Origin of the sequence: Hymenobacter qilianensis, assembly GCF_014638675.1 — a bacterium.
Lineage (GTDB): Bacteria > Bacteroidota > Bacteroidia > Cytophagales > Hymenobacteraceae > Hymenobacter > Hymenobacter qilianensis.
In genome coordinates, this window is record NZ_BMFN01000001.1 from 1279915 (window position 1) to 1305039 (window position 25125).

The following is a 25125-nucleotide window of genomic DNA, read 5'->3' on the forward strand; positions in this document are numbered from 1 at the left end:
AAACGGGCGGCCAGCATAGTAGCTGGTCGCCCGTTGTTCGTAGAGTAGCTCAGTAAGGTTATAGCGTGGGCTACTTCTTTATCTCGCCCACCATGTCCTCCGGTTTCAGCCACTCATTAAACTGCTCTTCAGTCAGGTAGCCGAGCTTCAAGGCAGTTTCCTTGAGGGTACTGCCTTCGCGGTGCGCAGTTTGGGCGATTTCTGCGGCTTTATAGTAGCCGATGTGCGGGTTCAGGGCAGTTACCAGCATTAGGGAGCTGTTTACGTGCTTCTTAATGTTCTCCTCAATGGGTTTGATGCCTTCCGCGCACTTATCATTAAACGACACGCACACATCACCAATGAGGCGGGCCGAGTGCAAGAAGTTATAGATCATCAAAGGTTTGAACACGTTCAGCTCGAAGTGGCCGTTCATGCCGCCGATGTTAATGGCTACGTCGTTGCCCATCACCTGCGCGGCTACCATAGTCATGGCCTCGCTCTGGGTGGGGTTTACTTTGCCGGGCATAATGCTGGAACCAGGCTCATTATCAGGGATATACAGCTCGCCAATGCCAGCACGCGGGCCCGAAGCCAGCAGACGAATGTCGTTGGCAATCTTCATCAGGCTGGCAGCTACGGTTTTCAACGCGCCGTGTGCCTCCACAATGGCGTCGTGAGCAGCCAGGGCCTCAAACTTGTTTTCAGCAGTAACGAAGGGCAAGCCTGTCAGGTCGGCAATGTGCTTGGCTACGTTCTCGGAGTAGTTGGGGGGCGTATTGATGCCCGTACCTACGGCCGTACCGCCCAAAGCCAGCTCCGACAAGTGAGCCAGCGTGTTTTTGATAGCCCGCAGGCCGTGGTCGAGCTGTGATACGTAGCCCGAAAACTCCTGGCCCACGGTCAGTGGCGTGGCGTCCATCAGGTGAGTGCGGCCAATTTTTACCACGTGCATATACTCCTCCGACTTGCGCTTGAGCGTGTCGCGAAGCTTCTCAATGCCGGGCATGGTCACTTCCACCAGAATCTTGTAGGCCGCGATGTGCATGGCCGTGGGGAAGGTGTCGTTCGAGCTTTGCGACTTGTTTACGTCATCGTTAGGGGCCAGCGCTTTCTTCTCGTCGCTGAGCTGTCCGCCCTGCAATACGTGGCCGCGGTAAGCTACTACCTCGTTCACGTTCATGTTGCTCTGCGTGCCCGAACCCGTTTGCCACACCACCAGTGGAAATTCCGCGTCCAGTTTACCCTCCAGAATCTCGTCGCACACGCGGCCAATCAGTTCGGCTTTTTCGGCTGGCAGTACGCCCGCGTCGCGGTTGGTGAAGGCGGCTGCTTTCTTCAGATAAGCAAAGGCGCGGATAATTTCCTTCGGCATCCGGTTGATATCCTGAGCAATGCGAAAGTTGTCGATGGAGCGCTGGGTCTGGGCGCCGTAGTAAGCGTCGGCGGGCACCTGTACGGGGCCCATAGTGTCTTTCTCGGTACGAAAATTCATGAAGCGGAATGCTGAGGTGGCAGATTAGTTCGAGGGGGTAAAAGTACGTAACGCCCAGTCGGGGGGCAACGTTGGAACTCAGCCGAACAGTGCGCGCTTGCGTACAACCATGCCGGCCCCACCTAGAGCCGTTGTTTAGCCCCGTTCCATCACCAAACGCCCCAAGCTATGAGTAACATCAAAAAAGTAATTGAAGTACTGGCCAGCTCCGACAAAAGCTTCGAAGACGCCCTTCAGCGCGCCCTCACCGAAGCCAGCACCACGCTCAAAGGCATCAAGTCGATCTACATCAAAGATCAAAGCTGCAAAGTGCAGGACAACAAGATTGTAGAGTACCGCGTCACAGCCAAAATCACCTTCGAAGTATTGCACAAGTGGAACGCCGGTGCCCTTAGCAGCGGCATAGAAACCGAGCAGGCCGAAGTTCCCGGCACCGGCGGCGGTACCCCCGATTACAGCCACGTAGAAATGAGAACTCAGCCCGACCTTCCCCGCGAAGTAGAACCCGGCGGCAGCGCTACCACGGCAGAAAGCGGTGGCGGCTACAGCGGCTAGAAACATTTTTTGGATTATTAAAAAAGCCCCCCAGAGCAGTTCTGGGGGGCTTTTTTGTTGAGGCTTAGCTTAAAAATGAATAAGGTGGCCGTGTGCCTGCGAGTTGCCCAGCGTGCCTCGCAGGACCATGGCCGCTATAGTTTCTACAAACGAAACGGTACTGATATACGCACCTGCTGGGCGGTGCGGCGCCCCCCGATAATGCCCGGAAACCAGGCTGGTCCTTCGCGCACTAAGCGCATGGCTTCTTCGTCGCACTCTTTGCTCAGGCCGCTCACCACTTTCAAATCCTCAATAGCACCGCTGGCAGCTACCGTGAATCGTAGTTTCACCGTTCCTTGCGTACGGTCACGTAGGGCCTTTTCAGGGTATTGCAGCTCCTCTTTTAAGTATTCGTGGAAAGCCGGTAGGCCGCCGGCTGGCGCGGGACCAACGGCTGGTGGCGCGGGCATTTTGCCTTTGCGTGTCACTACCACTTCGCTGAGACTCCTGGTATCGGAGGCGAGGGCCAGGGTGAGCGGAGTACTGGGACTGGTGAGCTTATATTCTCTTGTCTGATAACCGACGGAGGCAATGGTCAGGGTCGATTGGCTATCGGTTATGGGCAGCGCGAAGGAACCATCGGCCTGCGTGCTCACGCCTTGCTGAGTGCCTTTCACCAGCACCGTCACGCCCGGCAAACCTTCACCGGAGCGCTGATCGGTGATGCGGCCCCGAACCATGCGCATGCTGGAACCCGGAGCATTGCTGGCCAAAGACCGCGCATCGCTGCTGGGGGGCATTTTTGCCGCTTGCTCACCCGAGTCGGCAGTTGGCGCGGCCGTGCGGGCCAGAGTCGTACGCGCCCGGTCGGGTGGGAGAGGGGCAGAAGCGGAAGCAACTGTCGGGGCTTCGGTATCCGCCGCCAAACCGGAGGTGGCAACACTATCATATACTACTTTATCTTTCCTGTCAAAAGCCTCTGTTCTTATTGCTGCTATATCAGCACGGGCCGATTCCGCCATTCGAGCCGGCCGGGTACGACCAGCACCAACTGCTTTTGGCCGGGCGGAAGCCACCGCCCGCGACGGCGCCGGCCGAGTCCCTTCAGAGTCTGACGCATCAGCTGCCACTATCTCCGCCGGCATCGGTTTCAATTCTATTGTCTCCACCTCAGGTTGGGGCGTTGGCGGCGTCATTATTTCTTGTTGCGCTGCCGCCTTTTCCCTGCGCATCACCGCCGCTACTGGCTCCGACTGCGCTTCGGTTTTGGATTGATTGAGACGCCAGCCAACGATACTGGCTATCAGTAATAACACGACGCCGGCCATTTGCAGCCAAGGCCAATCTGCCGCTGACTTCCGGCTGGTATCCTGCGCTACGCGGGTGCGAAGGCGGCTTTGCAGATCCGTCAGGCTGTGGTCGGTGGTAGCGGCGTCGGTCATCTCCAGGCCTTCCAGTATCTCGGCACAGCGCTGACAATCAAGCGTGTGCGCTTCTACGCGGTGCTGAGCGGCTGGCGCGAGCGTACCAGCCACATACTGCCGCAGCAAGGCCACAGGCAGGTGCCCACCGGGTGCGGGGGGCAAAAGTGGAGCAGGTAGCTGGTCAGTGGGCCGCATCAGGAGAAGAAGACTCTAAGTAACGTTTGAGGTTGCGCTTGCCGTTTTGCAGGTGACTTTTTACTAAGCCCAGCTCGAAGCCGGTGATGGTGGCGATAGTACGATAACACTGCTTTTCGAGATAAAACAGTTCCAAACATCGTCGCTGACCGGGCGGCAGCTCAGCCAGGGCAAGTTCCAGCGCTTGCAGACGCTCTTCGGTCAGGGCGGCTTCGTCGGAGTCATCAGCAGGTAGATGCGCCGCCACCGCCGATTCCATACCGGCCGCGTCGGGAAAGTGCAGCACCAGCGCGCCGCCATCCGGGCCGGCACGTTGGCGGGCCCGCAAAATCATCAGGCAATGATTGCGGGCCGTGGTATGCAGCCATGCCGGAAAATTTTCGACCTCATGCCGCCGCAGGCTTTCCACCAGCTTTTCAAACAGCTGCATCACAGCGTCTTTCGCGTCATCCTCGTCGCGCAGATAGCGCCGGCAAACGGCTAGCACCGCCGTCATATGTCGCTCATACACAGCGCCCAGGTCGGCCACGTCGCCGTGCTGACGGTAGCTCACCAGCAGCTCTGCGTCGGATAGCGCGGCAGGCAGCTCAGGACGACGGCGTTTGAAAAACATACAAGGCGAAGCGAACAACCAGCGAATGAATCGGGAAGCTACGGGTTGGGGGGCAAAATTCCGCTTGTGAGCTGCGTACCGTGCCGCAACGCTACGTATTTCGACCAGTCCGTGTGGAATTTAGCCAAAGTGAGCATCGAGGTAGATGTTGTACCAACTCCTTTGTGCGATGAACTACAGATACCTCTTGCTGATAGCCGGGTTGCTCGGCGCGTTGCCTGCCGCGGCCCAGACGGCACCAACGTCAGCTCATACGCCCACCGATACGCTGGCTGCCGCTCCCGAGGCGGCTTACCAAACCGCTGCGGTGCCATTGCCGTGGTGGTTGCCCACAGCCGCGCAATGCGCTGCTATTCGGGCTCAGGAAGCCATAGAATTCCCTGGTCAGGCTGCCCGCCGCGAAAAACACATGCAGCGGCAAAGCAAAAAGCTAAGGAAGAAGTATCCGCAAGCGACGGAATAGCCAAGTTGCAAATGGCTTATGGCCAAGGAATAAAATCAGAAAAATTTGGGGTAAACTTGTTTTACTGCTTGGCTTTCTTCAGATTTGGGCAGCTAAACGGCTACTTTCTTCATGCGCACGACCTCCACCCGGTATTATTTTACCTCATATTATTTCTACGCCACCGCGTAGAACCGAGGCCGCTTGCCCCACATCAACCCTGACCAATCAAGCGCCTTCGGACTCCCGAAAGGCGCTTTTTTTATCTCCTGAGTATTCCTTGATCATGCAGTTCTCCGCTTCTTTTTATTACGGCTTCTATTATTTCTTCTACCGGGAGAAACAGGGAGTCTTTTATTCTGCTTAAGTTAAAAAGAAGCAATAAAAAAGGCCCCCTGAACCTCAGGGGGCCTTTTTTATAACAAAATCACGCATCTAATTACATGACACCAACCATCGCCATTCAGGGTTTCGCCGGCAGCTTTCACCAGCTCGCCGCCCACCAGTACTTCGGCCCCGAAACCGCCGTGACGCCCTGCGCTACCTTTGCGGAGGTGGTGCGGCAGGTGGCGCGGGGCACGGCGGCGGGTGGAGTGATGGCCATTGAGAACTCCATTGCAGGCAGCATTTTGCCCAACTACAATCTGCTCCAACAGTCGGAGCTGCGGGTGACGGGTGAAGTGTACCTGCCCATTCGCCAGCACCTGCTGCTGCTGCCCGGGCAAACCCTGGCTGACCTGCGTGAGGTGCACTCTCATCCGATGGCCCTGCTTCAGTGCGCCGATTTTCTTAATCAACACCCTGAGTGGAAGCTGGTTGAGACCGAAGACACGGCCCTAAGTGCCCAGCGCATCCGCGAAGGCCACCTGATGGGCATCGCGGCCGTGGCCGGCCAGGCTGCCGCTGAGCTGTTTGATCTGGAAATAGGAGCCGCGGATATTCAGTCGGTACCGGAAAACTACACGCGCTTTCTTATCATCAATACCGCCGAAAATGCCCCCCAGCCGGCTTCAGCCAACAAAGCGTCGGTGTATTTCCACACTTCTCATACTAAAGGCTCGCTGGCACGGGTACTCAACAAAATCGCCGACCACGACCTGAACCTTTCCAAGCTGCAATCCTTTCCCCAGCCCGGCCGGGCCTGGCAGTACTTCTTCCACGCCGACCTGGAGTTCGACCACGCCGATCAGTTTCACGAAGTGCTCCAAGACCTGGAACCGCTCACCGAAGATCTACGCGTGCTGGGACTTTATCAACGAGGAAACCAGCAATTAACCGAATCAACACCAGTTAGTTAGAAGCTACAGCTACCACCATGAACATTTCCACCGCCGACCGCCTCCAGCACACGGGCGAGTATTACTTTTCCCAAAAGCTGCGCGAAATCGACGCCATGAACCAGGCGGGGGCGGCCGTTATTAACCTGGGAATCGGCAGCCCAGATTTGCCCCCGCACCCCAGCGTAATAGCGGCCCTGAGCACAACAGCTGAGCAGCCCAACACGCATGCTTACCAGGGCTACCAGGGCAGCCCGGCGCTGCGTCAGGCCATGGCAGACTGGTACCAGCGTGCTTATCAGGTGGAGCTTAACCCATCCAATGAGATTTTGCCGCTGCTGGGCTCCAAGGAGGGCATCATGCACATCAGCATGACGTTTCTGCAAGCCGGCGACGAGGTGCTGATCCCGAATCCGGGCTACCCGGCTTACCGCGCCGCCGCCCAGCTCAGCGGCGCCACGCCCGTCGATTACGACCTGACAGTGGCCAACAACTGGCAGCCCTACCTCGACGCCTTGGCCCAGCGCGACCTAAGCCGGGTAAAGCTGATGTGGCTCAACTACCCCCACATGCCCACCGGCGCTCCCGCCGACCTGGAGTTTCTGGCGCGCCTGGTCGATTTCGCGCAGCAGCACAGCATTCTACTAGTCCACGACAACCCGTACAGCTTCATTCTCAACGACAACCCACAGAGCTTGCTGGCCGTGCCCGGCGCGCGCGAAGTAGCCTTGGAGCTGAACTCACTCAGCAAATCGCATAATATGGCGGGCTGGCGCGTGGGGTTGCTGGCGGGCCGGGCCGAGTGGCTGCAACAGGTGCTGCGCTTCAAGAGCAACCTCGATTCGGGTATGTTTCTGCCGGTGCAGCGCGGCGCTATTGTCGCGCTGGGGCTGGGGGCTGATTGGTTTGAGCAGCTTAACGCCACGTACCGCGCCCGTCGCGAGCAGGTTTTCAACTTGCTGACCACCATCGGCTGCCAATTTGATCAACAGCAAACCGGTCTGTTTGTCTGGGGGGCAATTCCGGCCGGTTACGCCGATGGCTACGCGCTCAGCGACGAGCTGCTGCACCAGGCCAAGGTATTTATCACGCCGGGGGGCATTTTTGGCAGCAACGGCAACGATTTTATTCGGGTGAGTTTGTGCCAGCCAGAAAGCGTATTGGCGGCGGCGCTGGAGCGCATTGTCACCGCCCGAGCTTCCGCTCCTGTTTCTCAATAAGAAAATGATAGTCACTATAATAGGTATCGGCTTGATTGGCGGCTCGTTAGCCCTTAGCCTCCGGGAAGCGGGCCTGGCTACCCAAATCATTGGCGTAGACCAAAGCTTCGAAAACCAAACGAAAGCGCTGAGCCTAGGCCTTATCGATGAGGTAGCTGACCTCGCATCCGGCATCAGCCGCGCCGACCTGATTGTGTTGGCCGTGCCCATGGATGCCATGCTCACGCTGCTGCCCAAGGTTCTGGATTCAGTCGCTGACCACCAGATAGTTATCGACGTAGGCTCGACCAAGCAAAAGCTGCTGGGCTGCGTAGAGCAGCACCCGCGCCGCGCCCGTTTTGTGGCCGTGCACCCCATGGCCGGTACTGAGTATTCGGGGCCGGAGGCGGCGGTGCAAGGCTTGTTTCAGGGCAAAACCCTGGTTATCTGTGATGCGGAGCACAGCGACCCCGCCGCCGTAACCCGCGTGGGGGGCATTTTTGAGCAAATCGGGATGCGGCTGGTGTACATGGGCGGGGCCGCCCACGATTTGCACACGGCTTACATCTCTCATATCTCGCATATCACCTCTTTTGCGCTGGCGCTCACCGTATTAAACAAGGAAAAAGAGGAGCAGCAGATTTTTGACCTGGCCAGCGGCGGCTTCGAGTCGACGGTGCGTCTGGCCAAAAGCTCCCCGGATATGTGGGTGCCCATTTTTCGCCAAAACCGCCTCAACGTGCTCGATGTGCTCAGCGAGCATTTGCGCCAATTGCAGCACATGAAAGACGTGCTGGAACAGGAAGATTACCCCGCTTTTCATCAGCTCATCGAGCAAGCAAATCTCATTCGTAAAATCTTGAAATAATGGACCATACCCAAACTACCACCACTTCGGCCGCTGAACTCACCAGCAAAAAGCCCCTGCTCATCTCCGGCCCGTGCAGCGCCGAAACCGAGGAACAGCTCCTCGATACCTGCAACCAGCTGGCCCAAACCGGCCGCGTGGATATGCTCCGCGCCGGCATCTGGAAGCCCCGCACCAAGCCCGGCGGCTTCGAGGGCATTGGCACGAAAGGCTTGCCCTGGCTGCAAAAAGCCCGCGAGCAAACCGGCCTGCCCGTGATGGTGGAAGTGGCCACGCCCAAACACGTGGAGGACAGCCTTGCTTTCGAGATGGACGTGCTCTGGATTGGCGCGCGCACGACAGTGAACCCGTTTTCGGTGCAGGCTGTGGCCGACGCCCTGCGCGGTACGGATGTGCCGGTGTTCATCAAAAACCCCATCAACCCCGACGTAGAGTTGTGGGCCGGAGCCGTGGAGCGCTTAGCGAAAGCGGGCGTGAAGCAAATCGGCCTGATTCACCGGGGCTTTTCCAGCTACGGCAACACCGAATACCGCAATGCGCCGCTCTGGCAGCTTCCTATCGAAATGAAGCGCCGCATGCCCGAATTGCCGCTCATTTGCGACCCGAGCCACATTTGCGGCCGCCGTGACCTGCTCGCCGATGTTGCTCAAAAAGCCATTGACCTCGACTTCGACGGCCTGATGCTGGAATCGCACCGCGACCCCGACCAGGCTTGGAGCGATGCCGCCCAGCAGGTAACGCCCACCAACCTCGTCGCCCTGCTCGACCACCTCATCTGGCGCCACGAAACCACCGACAAGCAGGAATTTCTAACCGTGCTGGCCAAGCTGCGCGACCAGATCAACCACATCGACGACGAGATTATGCAGCTCATTAGCAGCCGCATGGCCGTCGCCGAGAAGATTGGTACCTACAAAAAGGAGAACGACATCACCATCCTTCAGCCTAACCGCTGGAATGAGATCCTAGACCGCGGCGTAAAAAAAGGTGCCAAGCTAGGCCTTACCAAAGATTTCATTCTCAAGTACTTCGACGCCATTCACCTCGAATCCATCAACCGCCAAAACCGCGTAATGAACCCTCACGACGACGTTAAATAAGGGCTGGGGGGCTTTTTCTTCGGGAACCAACTAAAGGAGCGAGGTTGTGATAATTCCTTTTAAGAGGAGAGTAGCAAAGCTGTAAGTTTTCCGTAAGAGCGTCATACATGTCTGGCGGTCATGCAGAGCGGTAGCGAAGCATCTCGCATGCTGATGTTGAGTTAGTAATCAACGACCGCACGCGAGATGCTTCACTGCGTTCTGCATGACCGCCTTTTGGATTGTTAACGGTTCGTTACCTTTCAGGCGCGGCCTAGTTTAGTCGATACTTACTCTATAAAAGTCATTTCTAGTGGATAAGCGAGATTTTGATGCCGTCGTTGTCGGCTCCGGGCCGAATGGGCTGGCGGCAGCTATTACGCTCCAGCAAGCCGGCCTATCCGTTTTGATACTGGAAGCCAAAGACGCTATTGGAGGAGGATTGCGCTCGGCAGAGCTTACGCTGCCTGGCTTTGTACACGACATCGGATCAGCCATTCACCCGCTGGCGGCAGAGTCACCGTTTTTCAAAACCCTTCCCCTGGCCGAACATGGCCTGAACTTCCTCACGCCGCCGGTAGCCGCCGCTCACCCCTTCGATACAGGTCGGGCTGCCACCCTGGTCGCTTCCTTAGCCGATACGGCGCACCGATTGGGTCCCGACGAAAAGGCTTACCGGCAACTGATCCAGCCTATTGTGCGCGACTGGCCAGTGTTGGCGCCCGCTATTCTGGGCCCGTTGCGCATCCCGAAGCATCCGCTGGCTATGGCCCGCTTCGGCCTCGATGCCGTTACCTCGGCTACGATGCTGGCCAAACGGTTTCAGACACTGGAAGCGCGAGGATTGTGGGCTGGTATGGCCGCTCACGCCATTCAGCCCCTTACCAATGTCACTACCTCGGCCATCGGGTTGGTACTGATGGCTATGGGCCATGTGCGCGGGTGGCCGCTACCGGAGGGCGGCGCCCAAGTTATAGCGCGGGCGCTGGCTTCTTATTTCGTGTCGCTGGGGGGCAAAATCGAAACAAATGCTCCCGTTAGCTCCCTCAGTCAACTGCCCTCCACCCACGCTGTACTTTTCGACGTCACGCCGCGGCAGTTGCTCAAGATTGCGGGCCATACCTTCTCGTCGCTCTACCGCTGGCAACTAGAGCGCTACCGCTACGGTATGGGCGTATTTAAAGTCGATTGGGCCTTGGATGGGCCGATACCGTTCACGGCGCCGGAATGCCGGCAGGCTGGCACCATACATCTGGGCAACTCATTGGAAGAAATACTTGCCTCTGAGCAGCAAACCAGCGAAGGCAAGCACCCCGACCGGCCCTTTGTGCTTTTGGCCCAGCAAAGCCTCTTCGACCCGACTAGGGCGCCGGCGGGCAAGCATACCGCGTGGGCCTATTGCCACGTGCCCAACGGCTCACGCGTTGACATGACCACGGCTATTGAAAATCAGGTAGAACGATTCGCTCCCGGCTTCCGCGACCGGATACTGGCCCGCCATACTTTCAATACAAGCGAGCTAGAAGCGTTTAACAGCAATTTAGTTGGTGGCGACATCAACGGTGGCATCCTGGATGTAACGCAGCTGTTTACCCGTCCGGCGTTGCGCGCTTCTCCCTATCGTACCTCGGCGAAGGGCCTCTACATCTGCTCTTCCTCAACGCCTCCCGGCGGGGGAGTGCATGGCATGTGTGGGCACCACGCCGCCCGGCAGGCCTTGCAGGATATATTCAAGCGCCAGCCGGAGCCCTTACTTGCCACTTAAAGCACAAGGCGCATTTCGCCTTAATTCGGCCTCTGACACGGGTCCTGTTAGCCCCAAAAAAGCCCCCCGGAATATCCGGGGGGCTTTTTATTGGTTGTTGAAAGAATAGGGCGCGAAACTAGAAAGAAAAGTTTACTGAAGCTTTGATCACGCGGTTCTGCGCGTCGAAACGGTCGTTTTTATCTAAGGACGAAAGGCCGTAGTCGTAGCCGGCGCTCAGGCCCAAGCCGCTGTCGAACTGGTAGCCCAGGCCGCCAACCACGCCGAAGTCCAGCTCACGAAACTGGTTGCGCACGTCGAAATCTTGCTTGAAAGCGGAGAAACCCAAGGCCCCCGCTTCTACCCGTACTTTGTTGCTCACCAGATAAGACGCCTGCGGGCCGGCATAGATGTAGAGGCCGCGCGTGAGGTAAGCCTTCGCCAGCACCGGCACATCAATATAAGCCATGCGGGCGGTGGCCGTTACGCGGGTGTTCAGAAAGTCAAACTGCTCGAAAGGAACACGGCCCGCGAGCTGGGTGCCTTTTTCGGAATAGATCAGGCCGGGCTCAATAGCGAAGTGAGAGCCCAGGGGCAGAGTGGCAAACAAGCCAGCGTGAAAGCCGGGCTTCATTTCGCGGGTCACGGCGCCATTGGTCAACTCAGCCACGTCAAGCACGCTTTGCACGGCATCACCCGACCAATCGGCGACATTGACGCCCGCCCGGAGGCCAAACTGCACACCCCGGCTAGGCGGAGCAATAGAAGTGGTGGTGGAATATTGCTTCGGACGAGGCGCCAACGGAGCATTATACGGTTGCCGAACCTGGGCCTGAACACCAAAGCCAGTAGAAAGGAGAAGAGCAAGCGCGGCCAGGCGACCGCAAAGACGCAGATTTTTCATATCCAGGAAGTAGTAGAGAAGGAGAAAAGAAACGCTGCTATTCGCTATGTGCACTGCGGAATAGCTGAGCGTTGCAAGGTATTATTGCAAAACCGTGCCAATCACTGCGTTATGCGGTAGTTGTGGCTGTAATATTCTGATTTATAGTCAATTAAAAATTAGAATAAGCACATGCAATCTCCTCTATACTTCTTGGACTGGTCCCAAAAATTACTTTTAAAGTGATTTAAGTCTGCTGAGTTTACGTATGCTGCCAACTCAAACCAGGCCGACAATTTGCCCCCCAGCCTATTCCTGCGGCGTGGATTGAAGCAACTGATCAATCACGGCAAAAGTCGGGTTGTTGGCGGGCAGGGCCTGCACCAAAAACTGCCGAGCCAGCACCAGCTGATTGTGCGCCTGGGGGGCATTTTTCTGGTCGAGGTACAGATGCCCCAGGTATAAGCGCTGGTAGCCTTGCGCCAGCGGCTCCTGATTGGGTACCGCCGCCTGCTCCGTGAGAAAGGTTATCAGGTCGGGTGCCTGATTATTAGCTACATACAGGTCGAGCAGCTCGCGGTAAGTGCTTTCATCTTTGGGCGCCAATTGGTAAAGCTGATTGGTGAGCCGCACAATCTCCGGCTTGTTGTTGCCTTTGAGTGCAGCCAGCAGCTTGGGTTTTACCGTCGCCAGCTCGGTGGGGTTAATGGGCTCCGGGTCGGTGGAGGCATCAGGGGTACGGGGCTTCGAGCGGGCCGAAGTCTTGATGGGGCGGCCTTCAGCCTTGCGTTTTATTTGCTCCTCAATATCGGCCAGCATGTAGGCGGCGTCGGACTTGAACTGCTCATCCTTATACAAATTGAGGGCGATGCGCACCTCATCCCGCGACTTTTCCAGCTGCTTGAGCTCAAGCAGCGAGTAAGCAAAGTGGTAGTGAGCGTCCGGAAAATCCTTCTTTAACTGAATAGAGCGCCGGAAAGGTGCCACGGACTGGGCAAAGTTGCCGAGGCGCTCATGAGCATAGCCCAAGGCATAATAAGAAAGATAATCGCCGTAGCCGCGCAGGTGAGCCACCTCATAATGCCGGACCATGAGGGCAAAAAGCCGGTCCTCGCCCTTCGCCTTCTCGGCACAATCGCACTGCTGGGCGCTGTAATAATAGTCGCCCAGGGCTTTGTCAAGCTTGTAATTGGTGGGGTTGCGCCGCTTCAAATTCAGCAAGGCCGTCTCGATGGGAAACCGATAAGCCGAGTCATAGGAGCGCTGGGCGCGCATTTGCTCCAGCGTTTCCACCAAGGCCAGATCCTTCATTGAAAATGTCTCATACTCACGGGTGGTAATGTGGTAGGAGAGGGCAATTTCCTGTTTGCGCATCACTATTGCCGGTCGGGTGTTTTGGCGGTCAAACTGCTGGAGCAGCGCAAATGCCGAGTTGTATTTGCGCTGAGCTACTAGGTCATTAGCTTGCTTTAGGGCGGCTAATTCGGCTTTGTCCGTCTGGGCCGAAGCGGCAGTCAGGGTCAGCAGGAAAGCGAGAAAAAACGAGAAGACGAAACGCATGAATAGAGCAGGAAAAATGAATGCGGCAGCAAAGCCTTGCCGAAGATACCGGGTTGAGAAATAATCCTGACTTTCGCTAACGTTTTACTGTTCCCGTTTATGCTGTCGTACGCCTTACTCAAGCCCCTGATTCAACTAGGGCTGCGCGTTTTCTTCCGTCGAATTGAAGTGCCCCACCGCAAACGGCTGCAAACTCCGGGGCCGCTTATCATTGCCGCCAATCACCCGAATACGCTCATGGACCCGCTGGTAGTAGCCGCTAACCGGCGCGACTCAGTGGCTTTTTTGGCCAAAAGCACCTTCTTCAAGGGGCCATTTATGAAATGGCTGATGGCTCAGACCAACTCCATTCCTATTTACCGCCGCCAGGATGCGGAGGGCGAGTCGGTCGCCCACGTAAGTCCGGCCGAGCTGGCCCAGCGCAACGAAGCCACGTTCGGCCGCAGCTACGATTACCTCGACCAGGGCGGCACCATCATGATTTTTCCGGAAGGCACCAGCGTAACCGAGCGCCGCCTGCGTCCGCTCAAAACCGGCGCCGCCCGCATTGCCCTGGGCGCCGCAGCGCGCCACGACTTCAGGCGTGAGGTGCAGATTTTGCCGGTGGGCATTAATTATTTCGACCCCAGCCGGTTTCGCTCCGATGTGCTGCTCAATGTGGCTCTGCCCATTCAAGTATCCGATTATGCGGCCCTGTACGCCCAGGATCCCATCGCGGCGGCGGACGAGTTGACCGAGGAAATTCGGCGGCGGCTGGAGGAAAACCTGGTTATAACCCGCGACGCGGCCGAAGACGAGCTGGTGCAGCAAGTGGAGCGCACCTTCGGCGAACACCTCGCTCCCAACGACGAAGAAACCCTTTACGACAACTTCGAGCTTAGTCGCAACTTGTCGGAAGCCATTATCTACTTCGAAAAACATGATCCTGCCCGCTTGCAGGAAGTACGGGAGAAGCTGAGTGAATACCTGCGCGAGCTGCGGGCCCTGCGCCTGACCGACGAGTCGCTGGAGTCGGGCAACAAAGGCGAGCGGTGGCTGCGGGGGGCAAAAACGGCGCTACGGCTGGCGCTGGGCTTCCCCGTGTATGTGTATGGCGTCGTGAATAACTACTTGCCCTACCGGGTTCCGTCGCTGGTAGCCCAGCGCGCCACCAAGGAAGTTGAGTTTGTGGCTCCTATTCTGATGGTGACTGGTATGCTTACTTTCAGCCTGGCCTACGCCGCCCAGATTGCCCTCGTGCACTACTTTGCGCAGAACTGGCGCCTGACCACGCTCTACGCCCTGAGCTTGCCGATTACCGGCTTTTACGCTTTGTATTATTGGAATAACCTCCAAGACCGCCTCCAGCGCTTGCGCATGCTGCGGCTGTTTCGGCAGCAGCGCCCGGCAGTAGAAAAGCTGTTGCGTCAGCGCGCCAGTATTATGCGCCTGCTCGCCGACGCACGGGCCGCTTATCTGGCTGGTAATGAGCTGTAGCGCGAACTAAAAGTTCGCGCTACAGGCGCCTAAAACGTGAATTTGCCCCCCACACCCAGAGTCAGAATATCCGTCACTTTCAACCCCGACAGATTGGTGGCTTTGCTAACGACATACAAGTCATTAGTACCCAGTTCATAATACAATGACACCATTCGGGGCTGACCACTGCCAGCCGGCTTCAGCCCACGCGCGACGCGCCCGCCCACAAAGGCTCCGAAGCGAATGGTAGATGACCACCAGTAGTAGCCATCGTAGTACTTCTCGTCGCGGGAGCGGTTCAGGGTGCGCGAAGGGGTGTAGTTCACCAGGCCACCAAACGAGAATGGGTGCAGGCACCACGCAGCGTTCCGCAGGGGAATGGTGTAGGGTGTGTAAGTCGTTTTGAGGGTGAAAATGCCCAAGGCCTTGGTGCCCGCGTAGCGTTGGGGCACGTAGCCGGCCAGCACATCTACGTCGAGGCGCTGGCGAAATACGCTATAGCCTACGCCCCCGCTCACCATGCCGATGCCGCCAGCCGCTTGCAGCACAGCGTGCTTCGGTACATACCAGCGCCGCCCCGAAGTAGTTGACGCCGAATCAGTTATTTGGGCCGAGGCTGGCAACGTGGATAGCAGCAAGCCGAAAAAGCCCCCCAGAAGTAGAAAAACACGCATAGCTAAAAGGCGACTTTCTCAAGCTTAAACTGATCGGCGCCCCACACGGTCAGAATCACGTATTGGCGCTTCTCAAAGGCAAAGGAGTTGATGTAGGTCACGCCATCCGCGTACGGCTCGCTGATGCTGAAGCTGTGGGCATGGCCATTGAGGTGAAACAGCAAGCGGGGGGCTTTTGCCAGCGCTTCGGTAAAGGGTTTCACCAATGCAGGGTCGAAATCTTCGTTGCTGGGCGGCACGTGGCAAAGCACAATCTGGCGACGTATGCCCACGGTATCAGCTAGTTGCTGCTGTAGCCAGCCTACATCGGGCACTTTTCCATTGAAGCCGTACTCGCGGCTGTTGGTGTCGATGAGGATAAAGCGGGTGCGGTCGTAAGTAAACGTGTAGTTCAGGGGGCCAAATATTTCCTGGTACGCCTGCCGGCCGTTGGCTACCTGGTCGTGGTTGCCGATGACGGTCAGGTAAGGCACCTTCAAATGGCGCAGGCGGTCATTCACCCACTGCATCTCGCGGCGTAGGCCAAAGTCGGCAATGTCGCCGGCCACAACCAGCGCCGAGATGCCGCGCTGACGATTTACGCTTTCCACCAGCGGCCCGATCTCCTCATAGAAACGCTGAGAATCGCCGGTAAACACAAAGCGCAGCGTGTCGCCGCCGGTGGGCTTGGGCTGAGCTTGCAGGCGCGCCAGGTTTTTGGCCGTCAGGTCGCGGTCGGCGGCAGGGGCGCGTACGTCGTTGGGGCTGAATTCAAATAGCTCGCAGCCCGTAAGCAGCAGTGTAGCCACCGTCAGAAGCGCCGCCTGCCGAATAAGGGATATTAAGGTAAAGATCATTAATTCAATGGGTTGTAGAATATAGCGCTTTGGAATAGTAGGCAGTCAACTCATATGGGCGGTCAGGCTTCGACAAGCTCAGCCTGACCGTCTTACACAACAGCCAACACTTGCCATTGCTACTCATCCAGGTATTCGTGCACAAACTTAATCGCCATCGATCCTTCACCCACAGCCGACGCCACGCGCGCCATAGCGCCCACCCGATTGTCGCCGGCGGCGAAGATGCCCGGTACGCATGTTTCGAGCAGATACGGCTCGCGATTGCGCTTCCAAGCCGCCGCAAAGCGTGGGTCCGTCACTAAGTCGCGACCCGTAAGCATAAAGCCGCGCTTATCGCAGAGAATAATGTCCTGTACCCACTCGGTGCTCGGTTTTGCCCCAATAAAAACGAACATGGCCCGCGCCGGCCGCACCTCTTCCTGCCCTCGGTTTACAATAACCACTTCCTCCAGATGGTCCTTTCCGCGTACCTCCTTCACCTCGGCGAAAGGCAGAATCTCAATGTTTTCCGTTTGCCCAATCTGGTCAATCAGATACGCCGACATAGACGCCGCCAACGACTCGCCCCGAATCAGGATAAACACGCGGCGGGCGTAACTAGCTAAGTACATGGCTGCTTGCCCGGCTGAGTTGCCGCCGCCCACAATGTACACGTCCTGCTGGTCGCAGGAGCGGGCCTCGGTGCGGGCCGCGCCGTAGTACACGCCGGCCCCGCTCAGGTGATGCTCGCCGGGCACATTCAGGGTGCGGTAGCTTACGCCGGTGGCCAGCACGAGCGCGCGGGTGCGCACTTCGCTGCCATCGGCCAGGGTCAATACCTTGTACTCGTCTTGCAGACAGAGGTTTGTGACTTCCTGGGGGGCTAATAATTCGGCCCCCAGCCGGATGGCTTGCGCCCAGGCCCGGTGAGCCAGCTCGGCGCCGCTCAGGCCCGTGGGAAAACCAAGATAATTTTCGATGCGCGAGCTGCTGCCGGCTTGTCCGCCGGGCGCGCCGCGCTCAATAACCAGCGTTTTGAGTCCTTCTGAGGCGCCGTACACCGCCGCCGCCAGCCCCGAAGGCCCGGCTCCAATCACGACCACATCATAAAGCTCGGCGGAAGCCTTCTGCGACAACCCTATTTTGAGAGCCACCGCCGCCCGCTCAGGCCGGGCCAGCGCAGAGCCATCCTCAAACACAACCACAGGCAAATCGGCGGGCGTGAGGCCGGTGCTTTGCAAAAGAGTAGCCGCCTCAGGGTTCGTTTCAAAATCCAGCCATTGATAAGCTACCATATAGCCCGCCAGAAAGTCTTTCAACTCATGCGAAACCGGCGACCATTGAAACCCGATAAGCCTAAGCCCTTGGAAGCGGGGCTTATAATGCGCTTGCCAAGCGGCCAGCAAGTCGCGTAGCGTGGGGTAAAGCAGCTCCTGCGGTGGGTCCCAGGGTTTCAGGAGATAGTAGTCGAGGTGAGCATTGTTGATGGCCCGAATGGCGGCCTCGGTATCGGCGTAGGCCGTAAGCAACACCCGCTTAGCATCCGGGAAAATTGCCCGGGCTTTTTCCAGCAGTTCCACGCCTTCCATTTCGGGCATGCGCTGATCGGCCAGGAGCAGTGCTAGCGGCTCGGCGCGCGTATCCAACTCCTTCAGGATTTCCAAAGCCTCCGGCCCCGAGCTGGCCCGCAGCACCCGATAATCGCGGCGAAACTCACTGCGCAAATCCCGGTCGATGGCGCTGAGCACCTGCGGATCATCATCCACAACAAGGAGAACAGGCTTTTTCATAATGGTAATTGGTGCTTAGTAGGGTATAGGCTAATTAGTAAACGTCATGCTAATAGACAGTCATGCAGAGAATTCAAAGGTACAGACGTGCTGGGGGGCTTTTTTACTTCAACTACTCTCAGACCTGTCAGAAAAAGCCCCCCAGCCTTATGTAAGCGCGGGAAGCCACACGCTAAACTCGGTGCGGCCGGGAACGGAGTTTACCTCCAAGCGTCCGTTGTGGCTGCGCACAATACGCTGCGCAATATCGAGACCCAGGCCAGAGCCCGCGCCCGCTTCTTTGGTGGTGAAGAAAGGCTCAAAAATATGATTCAGCACATCGGGCGCGATGCCCGTGCCATTATCGATGATGGCGACGCGCACAAAGCCGCTTTGCAAGTGCGTGCGCACGGTAATCTCTCCTCCGGTGGCCACGGCGTCAATGGCATTATCGAGCAGGTTCGTCCACACTTGGTTCAGGCTGCTGACTTGGCCGCGCACCAATGGAAGTTGGGGGGCAAAATCGCGCGTTAGCCGGATCTTTTTGGCGCGTAGCTGATGGCCCAGCATGGTAAAGGTGCTTTCCAGACCGTTGTGCACGTCCAAAGGTGCGCGGTCGGTGGCGCGGTCCATGTGGGAGTAGGTTTTTACGCTGGCCACCAAGGTGCTGATCCGGCTGCCGGCTTCCTGCACATCCCGGATAAGGCGCTGGGTGGTAAGCTGGCCTTCCAGCCAGGCAAAAGCAGCCGGCAGCGCCGCCTTGGGTAAGTCGGCAGCTACGGGGGCAAGTATGTCCTTCGTCACTCCAGCCTCTAGCAGACCGGCCGCGAGGCGGTAGCCATCAGCCACGCCTTGATCTTCGAGCCAATCAGCCAAATCATCCTCATAGTCAGCGCACTCCAGTGCCGACATAGGCTTCTCTTTGGCGATTATCTCGGTGGCTAGCAGCGTCAATGCTTTTAGCGCCTCGGGATTGGGGCAATGCTGAAGTAAGTCCAGAAGCTGCGCGGGTTTGGCCAGGGTCAGCTCCTGCAAGGCTTGCGAGGCGCGGGCAATGGCGGCGGCCGGATTATTTAGCTCATGTGCCAACCCCGCCGACAGTTTACCCAAAGCGCGCAGCTTGTCGTCGCGCTCCTGCCCACGGGCTTCATCACGGGCGCGGTCACTCATCAAAGCCACTAAACGCTGGGTTAGCTCCGGACTCGTTCGCTCCAGCTCCGGAAATAGATCTCGGTGCAGTACAAACACAGCGGTAGGCATTGTTGCAATACTATAGCCATTCACAACGCGCAGCCGCGAATACGGCAGCACGCCACTCACTTGCCCCGCACTCACCCGAAAAATAGGCTCGCGATTTCCATTGCGCACCGCGAAAAATTGTAGCTCACCCTGGAGCAAAGCCATCATGTACTCGGCTGGGTCGCCGGGTTTAAAAATAACTTCCTCGGCTGCATACTCGCGCCGCTCACCATGATCCATTAGCCAGTCGATGGTTTCGGGGGGCAAATCGGCAAAGGCAGGAATAACGGACAGATCAGTAGGAGCAAGGCTAGCCATTATATAATAAGTAAGGGATAGTAAATCGCTACATAACAAGCTACAAGCAGCTTGGGTTTGAGAAACTCAACTGTAGCGAGTCGGGGGGCTTTTTGCACAAGGCAATGGCTTAAAGCCTCATAGCAAGGTAAGTTAAATTCAATTTCAGCTGAGCTAGCGCTACTAATAATCACCGCTGCTGCCAGCCAGAACCGGTGAGCCCCGGCAAATCTCGATCTTGCCAAACTTTTCCTTCCTGCTGAGCATTCTATACGTTCATCCGACCCGATTCATGGCCAAAATCAAGACCCTTTATTTCTGTCAAAAGTGCGGTGCTCAGTCAGCCAAGTGGATTGGCCGCTGCCCGTCGTGCGGGGAGTGGAACACCTACGTGGAGGAAGTAGTCGAAAAAGAAAATAACCAGTCTACCGGCTCCTGGAAGCCACCTACGGCTTCGCCCGCCGCCAAAACCAGCGCTAAGCCCCGGCCTATCGGCGAGATTCACTACGAGGAAGAAGCCCGCATCGACACCCACGATGGGGAGCTAAACCGCGTATTGGGTGGCGGCCTTGTGCCCGGCTCTCTGGTCCTCATTGGCGGCGAGCCTGGCATTGGCAAAAGCACGCTTATGTTGCAGATTGCCATGAGCTTACGTCAGCTCAAGGTGCTCTATATCTCGGGGGAGGAAAGCGAGCAGCAAATCAAAATGCGGGCGGAGCGCCTCGGCGACCAGCATCCCGGCTGCTACATTCTCACCGAAACCAACACCCAAAATATCTTCCGCCAGATCGACCAGTTGCAGCCCAACGTGGTGGTGGTCGATTCTATCCAGACCCTGCAATCCGGCTTGGTAGAATCGGGAGCCGGCTCGGTGTCGCAAGTGCGCGAGTGCACAGCCGAGCTGCTCAAGTATGCCAAGGAAACGGGCGTGCCCGTGCTACTCATCGGCCATATCACCAAAGACGGCTCTATTGCCGGACCCAAGATTCTGGAGCATATGGTGGACACGGTGCTTCAGTTTGAGGGCGACCGGCACCTGAGCTACAGGATTCTGCGCACCATCAAAAACCGCTTCGGCTCTACTTCTGAGCTGGGTATTTACGAGATGCAGGGAGCTGGTTTGCGCCAGGTATCCAACCCCTCAGAAATCCTGCTGAGTCAGCGCACCGAAACCCTCAGTGGTATTGCCATCGGAGCGACGCTGGAGGGAAACCGGCCTTTGCTGGTAGAGGTGCAAGCCCTGGTGAGCCCCGCCACCTACGGCACACCCCAGCGCAGCAGCACCGGTTTCGACTCCAAGCGACTACAGATGCTGCTGGCTGTTCTCGAAAAGCGTAGCGGCTTGCGTCTGGGGCAGCACGATGTCTTTCTAAACATTGCCGGCGGCCTGCGCCTCGAAGATCCAGCCCTTGATCTGGCCGTGTGTGCAGCCGTTGTTTCCTCGCTCAACGACATTCCACTCAGCGGCGAAACCTGCCTAGCGGCCGAGGTTGGATTGAGTGGCGAAATACGGGCCGTAAGTCGCCTCGATCAGCGTTTGTCAGAGTCAGAAAAGCTTGGCTTTCAGGAAATGTACATTTCGCAGTTTAACGCTCGAGGTTTAGACCTGGGACGCTTTGGTATTCGTGTACACCCGGTTGGGAGGCTCGACGAAGTGTTAACAGGCCTGTTTGGGTAAAAAATTTAGGCATGTTTATAGCTGGTAACGCATATATAATAGCTTCAGCTACTCCGGTAAAATACCTTTTTGCCCCCTTTACAGTGGTTATGAGAGCTTTTACGCAGCCTAGCTTCCTAAATTTCAACTGGTAGCCTGATAAGACGTTACGAAAAAGTAAACTACGATATTGGATTTTATAGGTTTTTATGCCTTATCTTCGGGTTAAGAATTGTCTTATCCCGAGAATATACTGAATTGATCCATTCAGTCAGACATTAGTATTTAGCTAAGTATTCACCACGGATTCTCCGTGCTGTCGATTGCCTACTGCATGAATTCTGCTTCAAAAAAATCGCCTTTTCGTTTTCTCATTGGTCTGCTGACCGTTGCGCTGTTGGCACCCGCCGTAGGTCGGGCGCAGGGCACCGTTGTGCTGACCGGTAAGGTGAGCAATTACAAGACCGATACAATTGCCGTTTCTTTTCGTGAGCATCCGCTTGACCCTAAGGAACATATCACGTACGCGCGCCTCGATAGCAAAGGGGAGTTTCGGCTGGCCGTGGCGGTGCCCGGACCCACCCGCGCCGACTTGGTGTACGGCGATGACGTAGCCGACCTGTTTCTGGAGCCGGGCAACGCAATTGAAGTGCGCTTCAAAAGCAATGACCTAGCGTCCAGCATTAAGTTTAAAGGGCCTGGCTCCGCAGCTAGCAGCTATCTGGTTGAACTGGATGAGCAGTTCATTGAGAACGACGGCTTTCAGGTGCTGCCCGATAACATCATGCTTTACGAGCCCGGTTTCCTGTCCTTCTTAGATTATCGTCGCAAGGCCGAACAAAAATTTTTGGATGGCTATGCGGAAGACAATCAGGTATCGGCCGCTTTCAAAGCTTACGCCCAGGCCGAGATTGACTATAGCTACGCCAACGACCGTCTCACTTTTCAAGACCTCCGCGAGCAGGTTGTAGCCACCGAAGGTCGTTTGAAAATGTCGCCTGAGTACTACAGCTTCCTCAACGATGCCAAGCTTATCAACAACCCCAGTGCGGCCCAGAGCGAGCAGCATCAGGAGTTTTTGCTGAACTACATCCATTACACTGCGGTAGCTGCCAATCATCACCGCTCCGACCCCGACTTTTACTGGGTGTGCTATGATCTGGCTAAAAAGCAGCTGACGGGTCCGGTAAAACCCTTAATTATGGGCCGTATTCTGCAGGAGTCGTTTCGGTTTGGGCACGTGAAGCAGTCGGCGGCCATGCTGGCTGACTTTCGCAGTGTAGATCCTAAAAATGAGTTTTACCCGCTGTTGCAGCGCGATTTCGAAAGCCATAAGGCCTTTGCTATTGGTGCCCCGGCCCCCGATTTCAAGCTCGTGACGGTGAAGGGCGACACAGTATCGTTGCGCGATTTTGCTGGCAAGCTGGTCTACCTGAACTTCTGGCGCACAACCAGCGGTCTGAGCTTGCGCGACCTGCCGTATGCTCAGGATTTAGCGAAGAAATTCGAAGGCAAAAACATCGTGTTTCTCAACATTGCCCTCGATGAGAATGATCCTGCCTGGAAGCAGCTGGTGGTGAGCAAGAAGCTGCCGGGCGTACATGTGCGGGCTGCGGGCGGCTTGCGCTCAGCGCTGGCTAGGGCCTACGCCTTGCAGGAAGTTCCTTCGTATTTTCTGCTAGCAGAAGATGGCTCTTTCCTCAATACCAAGCCTAAGCGCCTGAGCAGCCACGCGGCCATCGACGAAATAAAAGAGTCTTTCGGCAAGGCCTCCACTTATACCAGCGCTTTGCCAGTCGGAAGCGAGAAGTAAGCTGACTTAACAGCAAAAAAGCCCCCCAGAACTAGTCTGGGGGGCTTTTTTTGCTTTACGGAAAGCAGCTAAGCTGCTCGGAAGCCGGTTGCTTGCTTAATAGTGCGCTCAGCGCCGGAAGCTGGCTCGGCGTAAGTATGGTCGCTTACCTCAACGGATAGCTTCTTGCCAAGTAACTGCTTGGTGTCAAGGTCTTTGCCGCCTTCAGCATGAATGCCAACGGCTGAGTAGAGAGAAAGCAGAATGGGCATAGCCGCCGGTGATGTATAAAAGCGCTGGGTTACGAAGCCGTCTTCGTTTTCCATACGCGCCGCGAAGAATGGCACATTCTGGTGCTCGCTGGTGCCTTCCTCAATATCGGTAATCTCGACCACGTGGCGGCCATCGGGCAGAAAGCCTTTCTCCTGGCCTTTTTCAACTGGAATTTTCATAGTAGCAGATCAGGGTTAGATAATGATTAACGGTAGGGGCAGAGTGGGGTTCCAAGAGATGGTATAAAACCGCAGTAATAGGCTTATGCTCTAACTCAACAATCAGAAATTCAAATACTTGTGGAAATATTGCAAAGCTTTTTCTTACATTCAAATTAATGATGTAGCGCAGGCTATTTATATCTCAACAGTTATTTCCCTTGGTTCTTATCTCCCACTCTTCACTTCCCAACCTATGCCAAACAAACTGACTGGCTTTTGCCTCTTGGCATTAAGCTCCGTAGCGTTTTCCGCCTGCGACCAGTTCGGCCTGGAAGACTGGCGAGGCAATGGGCAACCTGCCCCAAGACCCAAAATAGCCTTGACGTCCCCTATGGACGCTCGCCAAGTAGTAAATGGGCCTCCATCGCGGGATTTTGGGACCTACGCAGGGCTCTACGACCCACAAACCAATATATTGGTTTCTACTATCGGTTACTCTGTAGAGGGGGCGCCTGTAACATCGGCCCACCTATCGGCCCACCTGCACCGGGGGCGGCCAGGAACGGATGGGCCTATCGTTTTCTCCTTTCCTTCGCTCACACTCCCCATCGGAGCTACAGTGACCCTTTCTGAGGAGGACGAGGTGTTGCTGCTCAACAACGGGATGTATGTGGATGTGCATACGCGGCTTTTCTCTCAGGGCGAAGTTCGAGGGACTGTCAGGCGGCAGTAGAGCAGGCTCTGGTATAGACCAGCTGCACGGATAACAAGCTGATAACGCTCACGTCATACTCCTCACTGATGCTACAAAAACTCACTTCCGGTTTTCTTTTACTACTGAGTCTGGGCATAGTTTCCGCCTGCGACCAGTTCGACCTGGATGACCTGCGCAAAAAGGCGCCGCCTAGTCCTCCCGAAATATCTCTGTCTGCTACCCTCACGGACAACCAAGTAGTGCCGAGGCGTCCAAATTCCTCCCTGAGCATAGGTGCTTTTACGGCCACCTATGACCAGCAGACTAACCTTCTGACTTATGTTGTAGACTTCAGTATATTTTTTACTTATATACCCGAAGATGAGTTGCACCTGCACCGGGGCGCGCCAGGAACGAATGGGCCCATTGCCTATACCTTGCCTTCCCACAATGGGACCATCACCTTAACCGAGGCTGATGAGGCACTGCTGCTGGAGGGGAATATGTATGTGGATGCAGAGGTGGGCAATCCGCTCTATACCCGATCTCGGGGGGCTATTATAAGGCAGCCGTCCACTCCTGTTCCCGTTCCGGGCCCTCAGGTAGCTCTGACAGCCCGGGTAGATGGTAGCCAGGTAGTGCCGCCCACTTCTTCTGATCGTAAGGGCATTATCAATGCAATTTATAATAAGGACACCAATGTGCTGGCCTACTGGTCAATCTACACAACTAATAATTTATCATTTACATCTTCATCAGAAGCGGTGCATCTGCACCGGGGCGCGCCGGGCACGAATGGGCCCATCATAGCGACATTGTCTTTTCCTGGTGGTTACTACCCCCAAGGCGAAGCGAGCATTCCGGAAGCTGATGAAGGGGCATTGCTCTCCGGTGGCACCTATATAGACGTGCATAGAGCTGAGTTCCCGAATGGAGAGGCTAGGGGGGCAGTGGTGCCGCAGTAGCAAGTCCGGATTACGGGTTCCGCTAGCCGATAT

Annotated in this window: 22 protein-coding genes; 12 read left to right on the top strand and 10 right to left on the bottom strand. The window is 56.5% G+C overall.

All coding sequences use genetic code 11. The features are described 5' to 3' along the window. Window positions 1-70 precede the first annotated feature (70 nt). Window positions 71-1474: a class II fumarate hydratase gene (gene fumC / locus IEW06_RS05450; protein ID WP_187733558.1), complete on the bottom strand. Its 1404-nt coding sequence runs from the start codon at window positions 1472-1474 to the stop codon at window positions 71-73. 168 nt (window positions 1475-1642) lie between these two features. Between fumC and IEW06_RS05455 the strand changes: the two genes are divergently transcribed. After that, the gene (locus IEW06_RS05455) at window positions 1643-2029 is read left to right on the top strand and encodes a dodecin family protein (protein WP_187733557.1); all 387 of its coding nucleotides are present in this window, start codon (window positions 1643-1645) and stop codon (window positions 2027-2029) included. 143 nt (window positions 2030-2172) lie between these two features. Here the strand turns inward: IEW06_RS05455 and IEW06_RS05460 are convergent, their stop codons facing one another. Continuing rightward, entirely contained in the window at window positions 2173-3630 is a 1458-nt protein-coding gene (locus IEW06_RS05460) for a TonB family protein (RefSeq protein ID WP_188547630.1), read from the bottom strand. Then, window positions 3617-4243: an RNA polymerase sigma factor gene (locus IEW06_RS05465; protein WP_187733555.1), complete on the bottom strand. Its 627-nt coding sequence runs from the start codon at window positions 4241-4243 to the stop codon at window positions 3617-3619. Before IEW06_RS05465 ends, IEW06_RS05460 begins: the two co-directional genes overlap by 14 nt. A 169-nt stretch (window positions 4244-4412) precedes the next feature. On the opposite strand from IEW06_RS05465, the gene IEW06_RS05470 reads away from it, so the two are divergent. From IEW06_RS05470 to IEW06_RS05495, 6 genes are all read left to right on the top strand, one after another. Then, window positions 4413-4706, top strand: a complete 294-nt coding sequence (locus tag IEW06_RS05470) for a hypothetical protein (protein WP_187733554.1) — start codon at window positions 4413-4415, stop codon at window positions 4704-4706. A 422-nt stretch (window positions 4707-5128) separates the two neighbouring features. Continuing rightward, entirely contained in the window at window positions 5129-5983 is an 855-nt protein-coding gene (locus tag IEW06_RS05475; protein WP_187733553.1) for a prephenate dehydratase, read from the top strand. 17 nt (window positions 5984-6000) lie between these two features. Next, a complete protein-coding gene (locus IEW06_RS05480; RefSeq protein WP_188547632.1) occupies window positions 6001-7182 on the top strand; it encodes a pyridoxal phosphate-dependent aminotransferase in 1182 nt (393 codons plus the stop codon). Window positions 7183-7186: 4 nt separating this feature from the next. Beyond that, on the top strand, window positions 7187-8029 hold the full coding sequence (locus IEW06_RS05485) for a prephenate dehydrogenase (protein ID WP_188547634.1): 843 nt from the start codon (window positions 7187-7189) through the stop codon (window positions 8027-8029). Continuing rightward, window positions 8029-9129, top strand: coding sequence for a chorismate mutase (locus IEW06_RS05490; RefSeq protein ID WP_187733552.1), 1101 nt, complete (start codon window positions 8029-8031; stop codon window positions 9127-9129). The genes IEW06_RS05485 and IEW06_RS05490 overlap by 1 nt, the downstream gene beginning before the upstream one ends. A 292-nt stretch (window positions 9130-9421) precedes the next feature. Beyond that, window positions 9422-10873 (top strand): phytoene desaturase family protein, encoded by a 1452-nt coding sequence (locus IEW06_RS05495; protein WP_188547636.1) that lies wholly within the window; start codon window positions 9422-9424, stop codon window positions 10871-10873. 118 nt (window positions 10874-10991) lie between these two features. Here the strand turns inward: IEW06_RS05495 and IEW06_RS05500 are convergent, their stop codons facing one another. After that, window positions 10992-11756, bottom strand: coding sequence for a porin family protein (locus tag IEW06_RS05500; RefSeq protein ID WP_187733551.1), 765 nt, complete (start codon window positions 11754-11756; stop codon window positions 10992-10994). A gap of 288 nt (window positions 11757-12044) precedes the next feature. Further along, the gene (locus tag IEW06_RS05505; protein ID WP_188547638.1) at window positions 12045-13295 is read right to left on the bottom strand and encodes a tetratricopeptide repeat protein; all 1251 of its coding nucleotides are present in this window, start codon (window positions 13293-13295) and stop codon (window positions 12045-12047) included. A 99-nt stretch (window positions 13296-13394) separates the two neighbouring features. On the opposite strand from IEW06_RS05505, the gene IEW06_RS05510 reads away from it, so the two are divergent. Continuing rightward, complete coding sequence (locus IEW06_RS05510; RefSeq protein WP_188547640.1) at window positions 13395-14771, top strand: lysophospholipid acyltransferase family protein; 1377 nt, start codon at window positions 13395-13397, stop codon at window positions 14769-14771. Window positions 14772-14800: 29 nt separating this feature from the next. On the opposite strand, the gene IEW06_RS05515 is transcribed toward IEW06_RS05510, so the two are convergent. The 4 genes from IEW06_RS05515 to IEW06_RS05530 all read right to left on the bottom strand — a co-directional run bounded on the left by IEW06_RS05515 (window position 14801) and on the right by IEW06_RS05530 (window position 19571). Beyond that, window positions 14801-15427: a hypothetical protein gene (locus IEW06_RS05515; protein WP_188547642.1), complete on the bottom strand. Its 627-nt coding sequence runs from the start codon at window positions 15425-15427 to the stop codon at window positions 14801-14803. A gap of 2 nt (window positions 15428-15429) precedes the next feature. After that, window positions 15430-16263 (bottom strand): metallophosphoesterase family protein, encoded by an 834-nt coding sequence (locus IEW06_RS05520; protein WP_187733546.1) that lies wholly within the window; start codon window positions 16261-16263, stop codon window positions 15430-15432. A gap of 119 nt (window positions 16264-16382) precedes the next feature. Further along, window positions 16383-18035 (bottom strand): FAD-dependent oxidoreductase, encoded by a 1653-nt coding sequence (locus IEW06_RS05525; RefSeq protein ID WP_187733545.1) that lies wholly within the window; start codon window positions 18033-18035, stop codon window positions 16383-16385. Window positions 18036-18182: 147 nt separating this feature from the next. Further along, window positions 18183-19571 (bottom strand): sensor histidine kinase, encoded by a 1389-nt coding sequence (locus tag IEW06_RS05530; RefSeq protein ID WP_187733544.1) that lies wholly within the window; start codon window positions 19569-19571, stop codon window positions 18183-18185. A gap of 271 nt (window positions 19572-19842) precedes the next feature. On the opposite strand from IEW06_RS05530, the gene radA reads away from it, so the two are divergent. Together radA and IEW06_RS05540 are read left to right on the top strand one after the other, a co-directional pair. Continuing rightward, a complete protein-coding gene (radA, locus tag IEW06_RS05535; protein WP_187733543.1) occupies window positions 19843-21228 on the top strand; it encodes a DNA repair protein RadA in 1386 nt (461 codons plus the stop codon). Window positions 21229-21541: 313 nt separating this feature from the next. After that, a complete protein-coding gene (locus tag IEW06_RS05540; protein ID WP_187733542.1) occupies window positions 21542-23020 on the top strand; it encodes a TlpA family protein disulfide reductase in 1479 nt (492 codons plus the stop codon). A gap of 68 nt (window positions 23021-23088) precedes the next feature. On the opposite strand, the gene IEW06_RS05545 is transcribed toward IEW06_RS05540, so the two are convergent. Further along, a complete protein-coding gene (locus IEW06_RS05545; protein WP_187733541.1) occupies window positions 23089-23451 on the bottom strand; it encodes a hypothetical protein in 363 nt (120 codons plus the stop codon). Window positions 23452-23824: 373 nt separating this feature from the next. Between IEW06_RS05545 and IEW06_RS05550 the strand changes: the two genes are divergently transcribed. Together IEW06_RS05550 and IEW06_RS05555 are read left to right on the top strand one after the other, a co-directional pair. Continuing rightward, window positions 23825-24166, top strand: coding sequence for a CHRD domain-containing protein (locus IEW06_RS05550; RefSeq protein ID WP_187733540.1), 342 nt, complete (start codon window positions 23825-23827; stop codon window positions 24164-24166). A 68-nt stretch (window positions 24167-24234) separates the two neighbouring features. Then, the gene (locus IEW06_RS05555) at window positions 24235-25092 is read left to right on the top strand and encodes a CHRD domain-containing protein (RefSeq protein ID WP_188547644.1); all 858 of its coding nucleotides are present in this window, start codon (window positions 24235-24237) and stop codon (window positions 25090-25092) included. Window positions 25093-25125 lie beyond the last annotated feature (33 nt).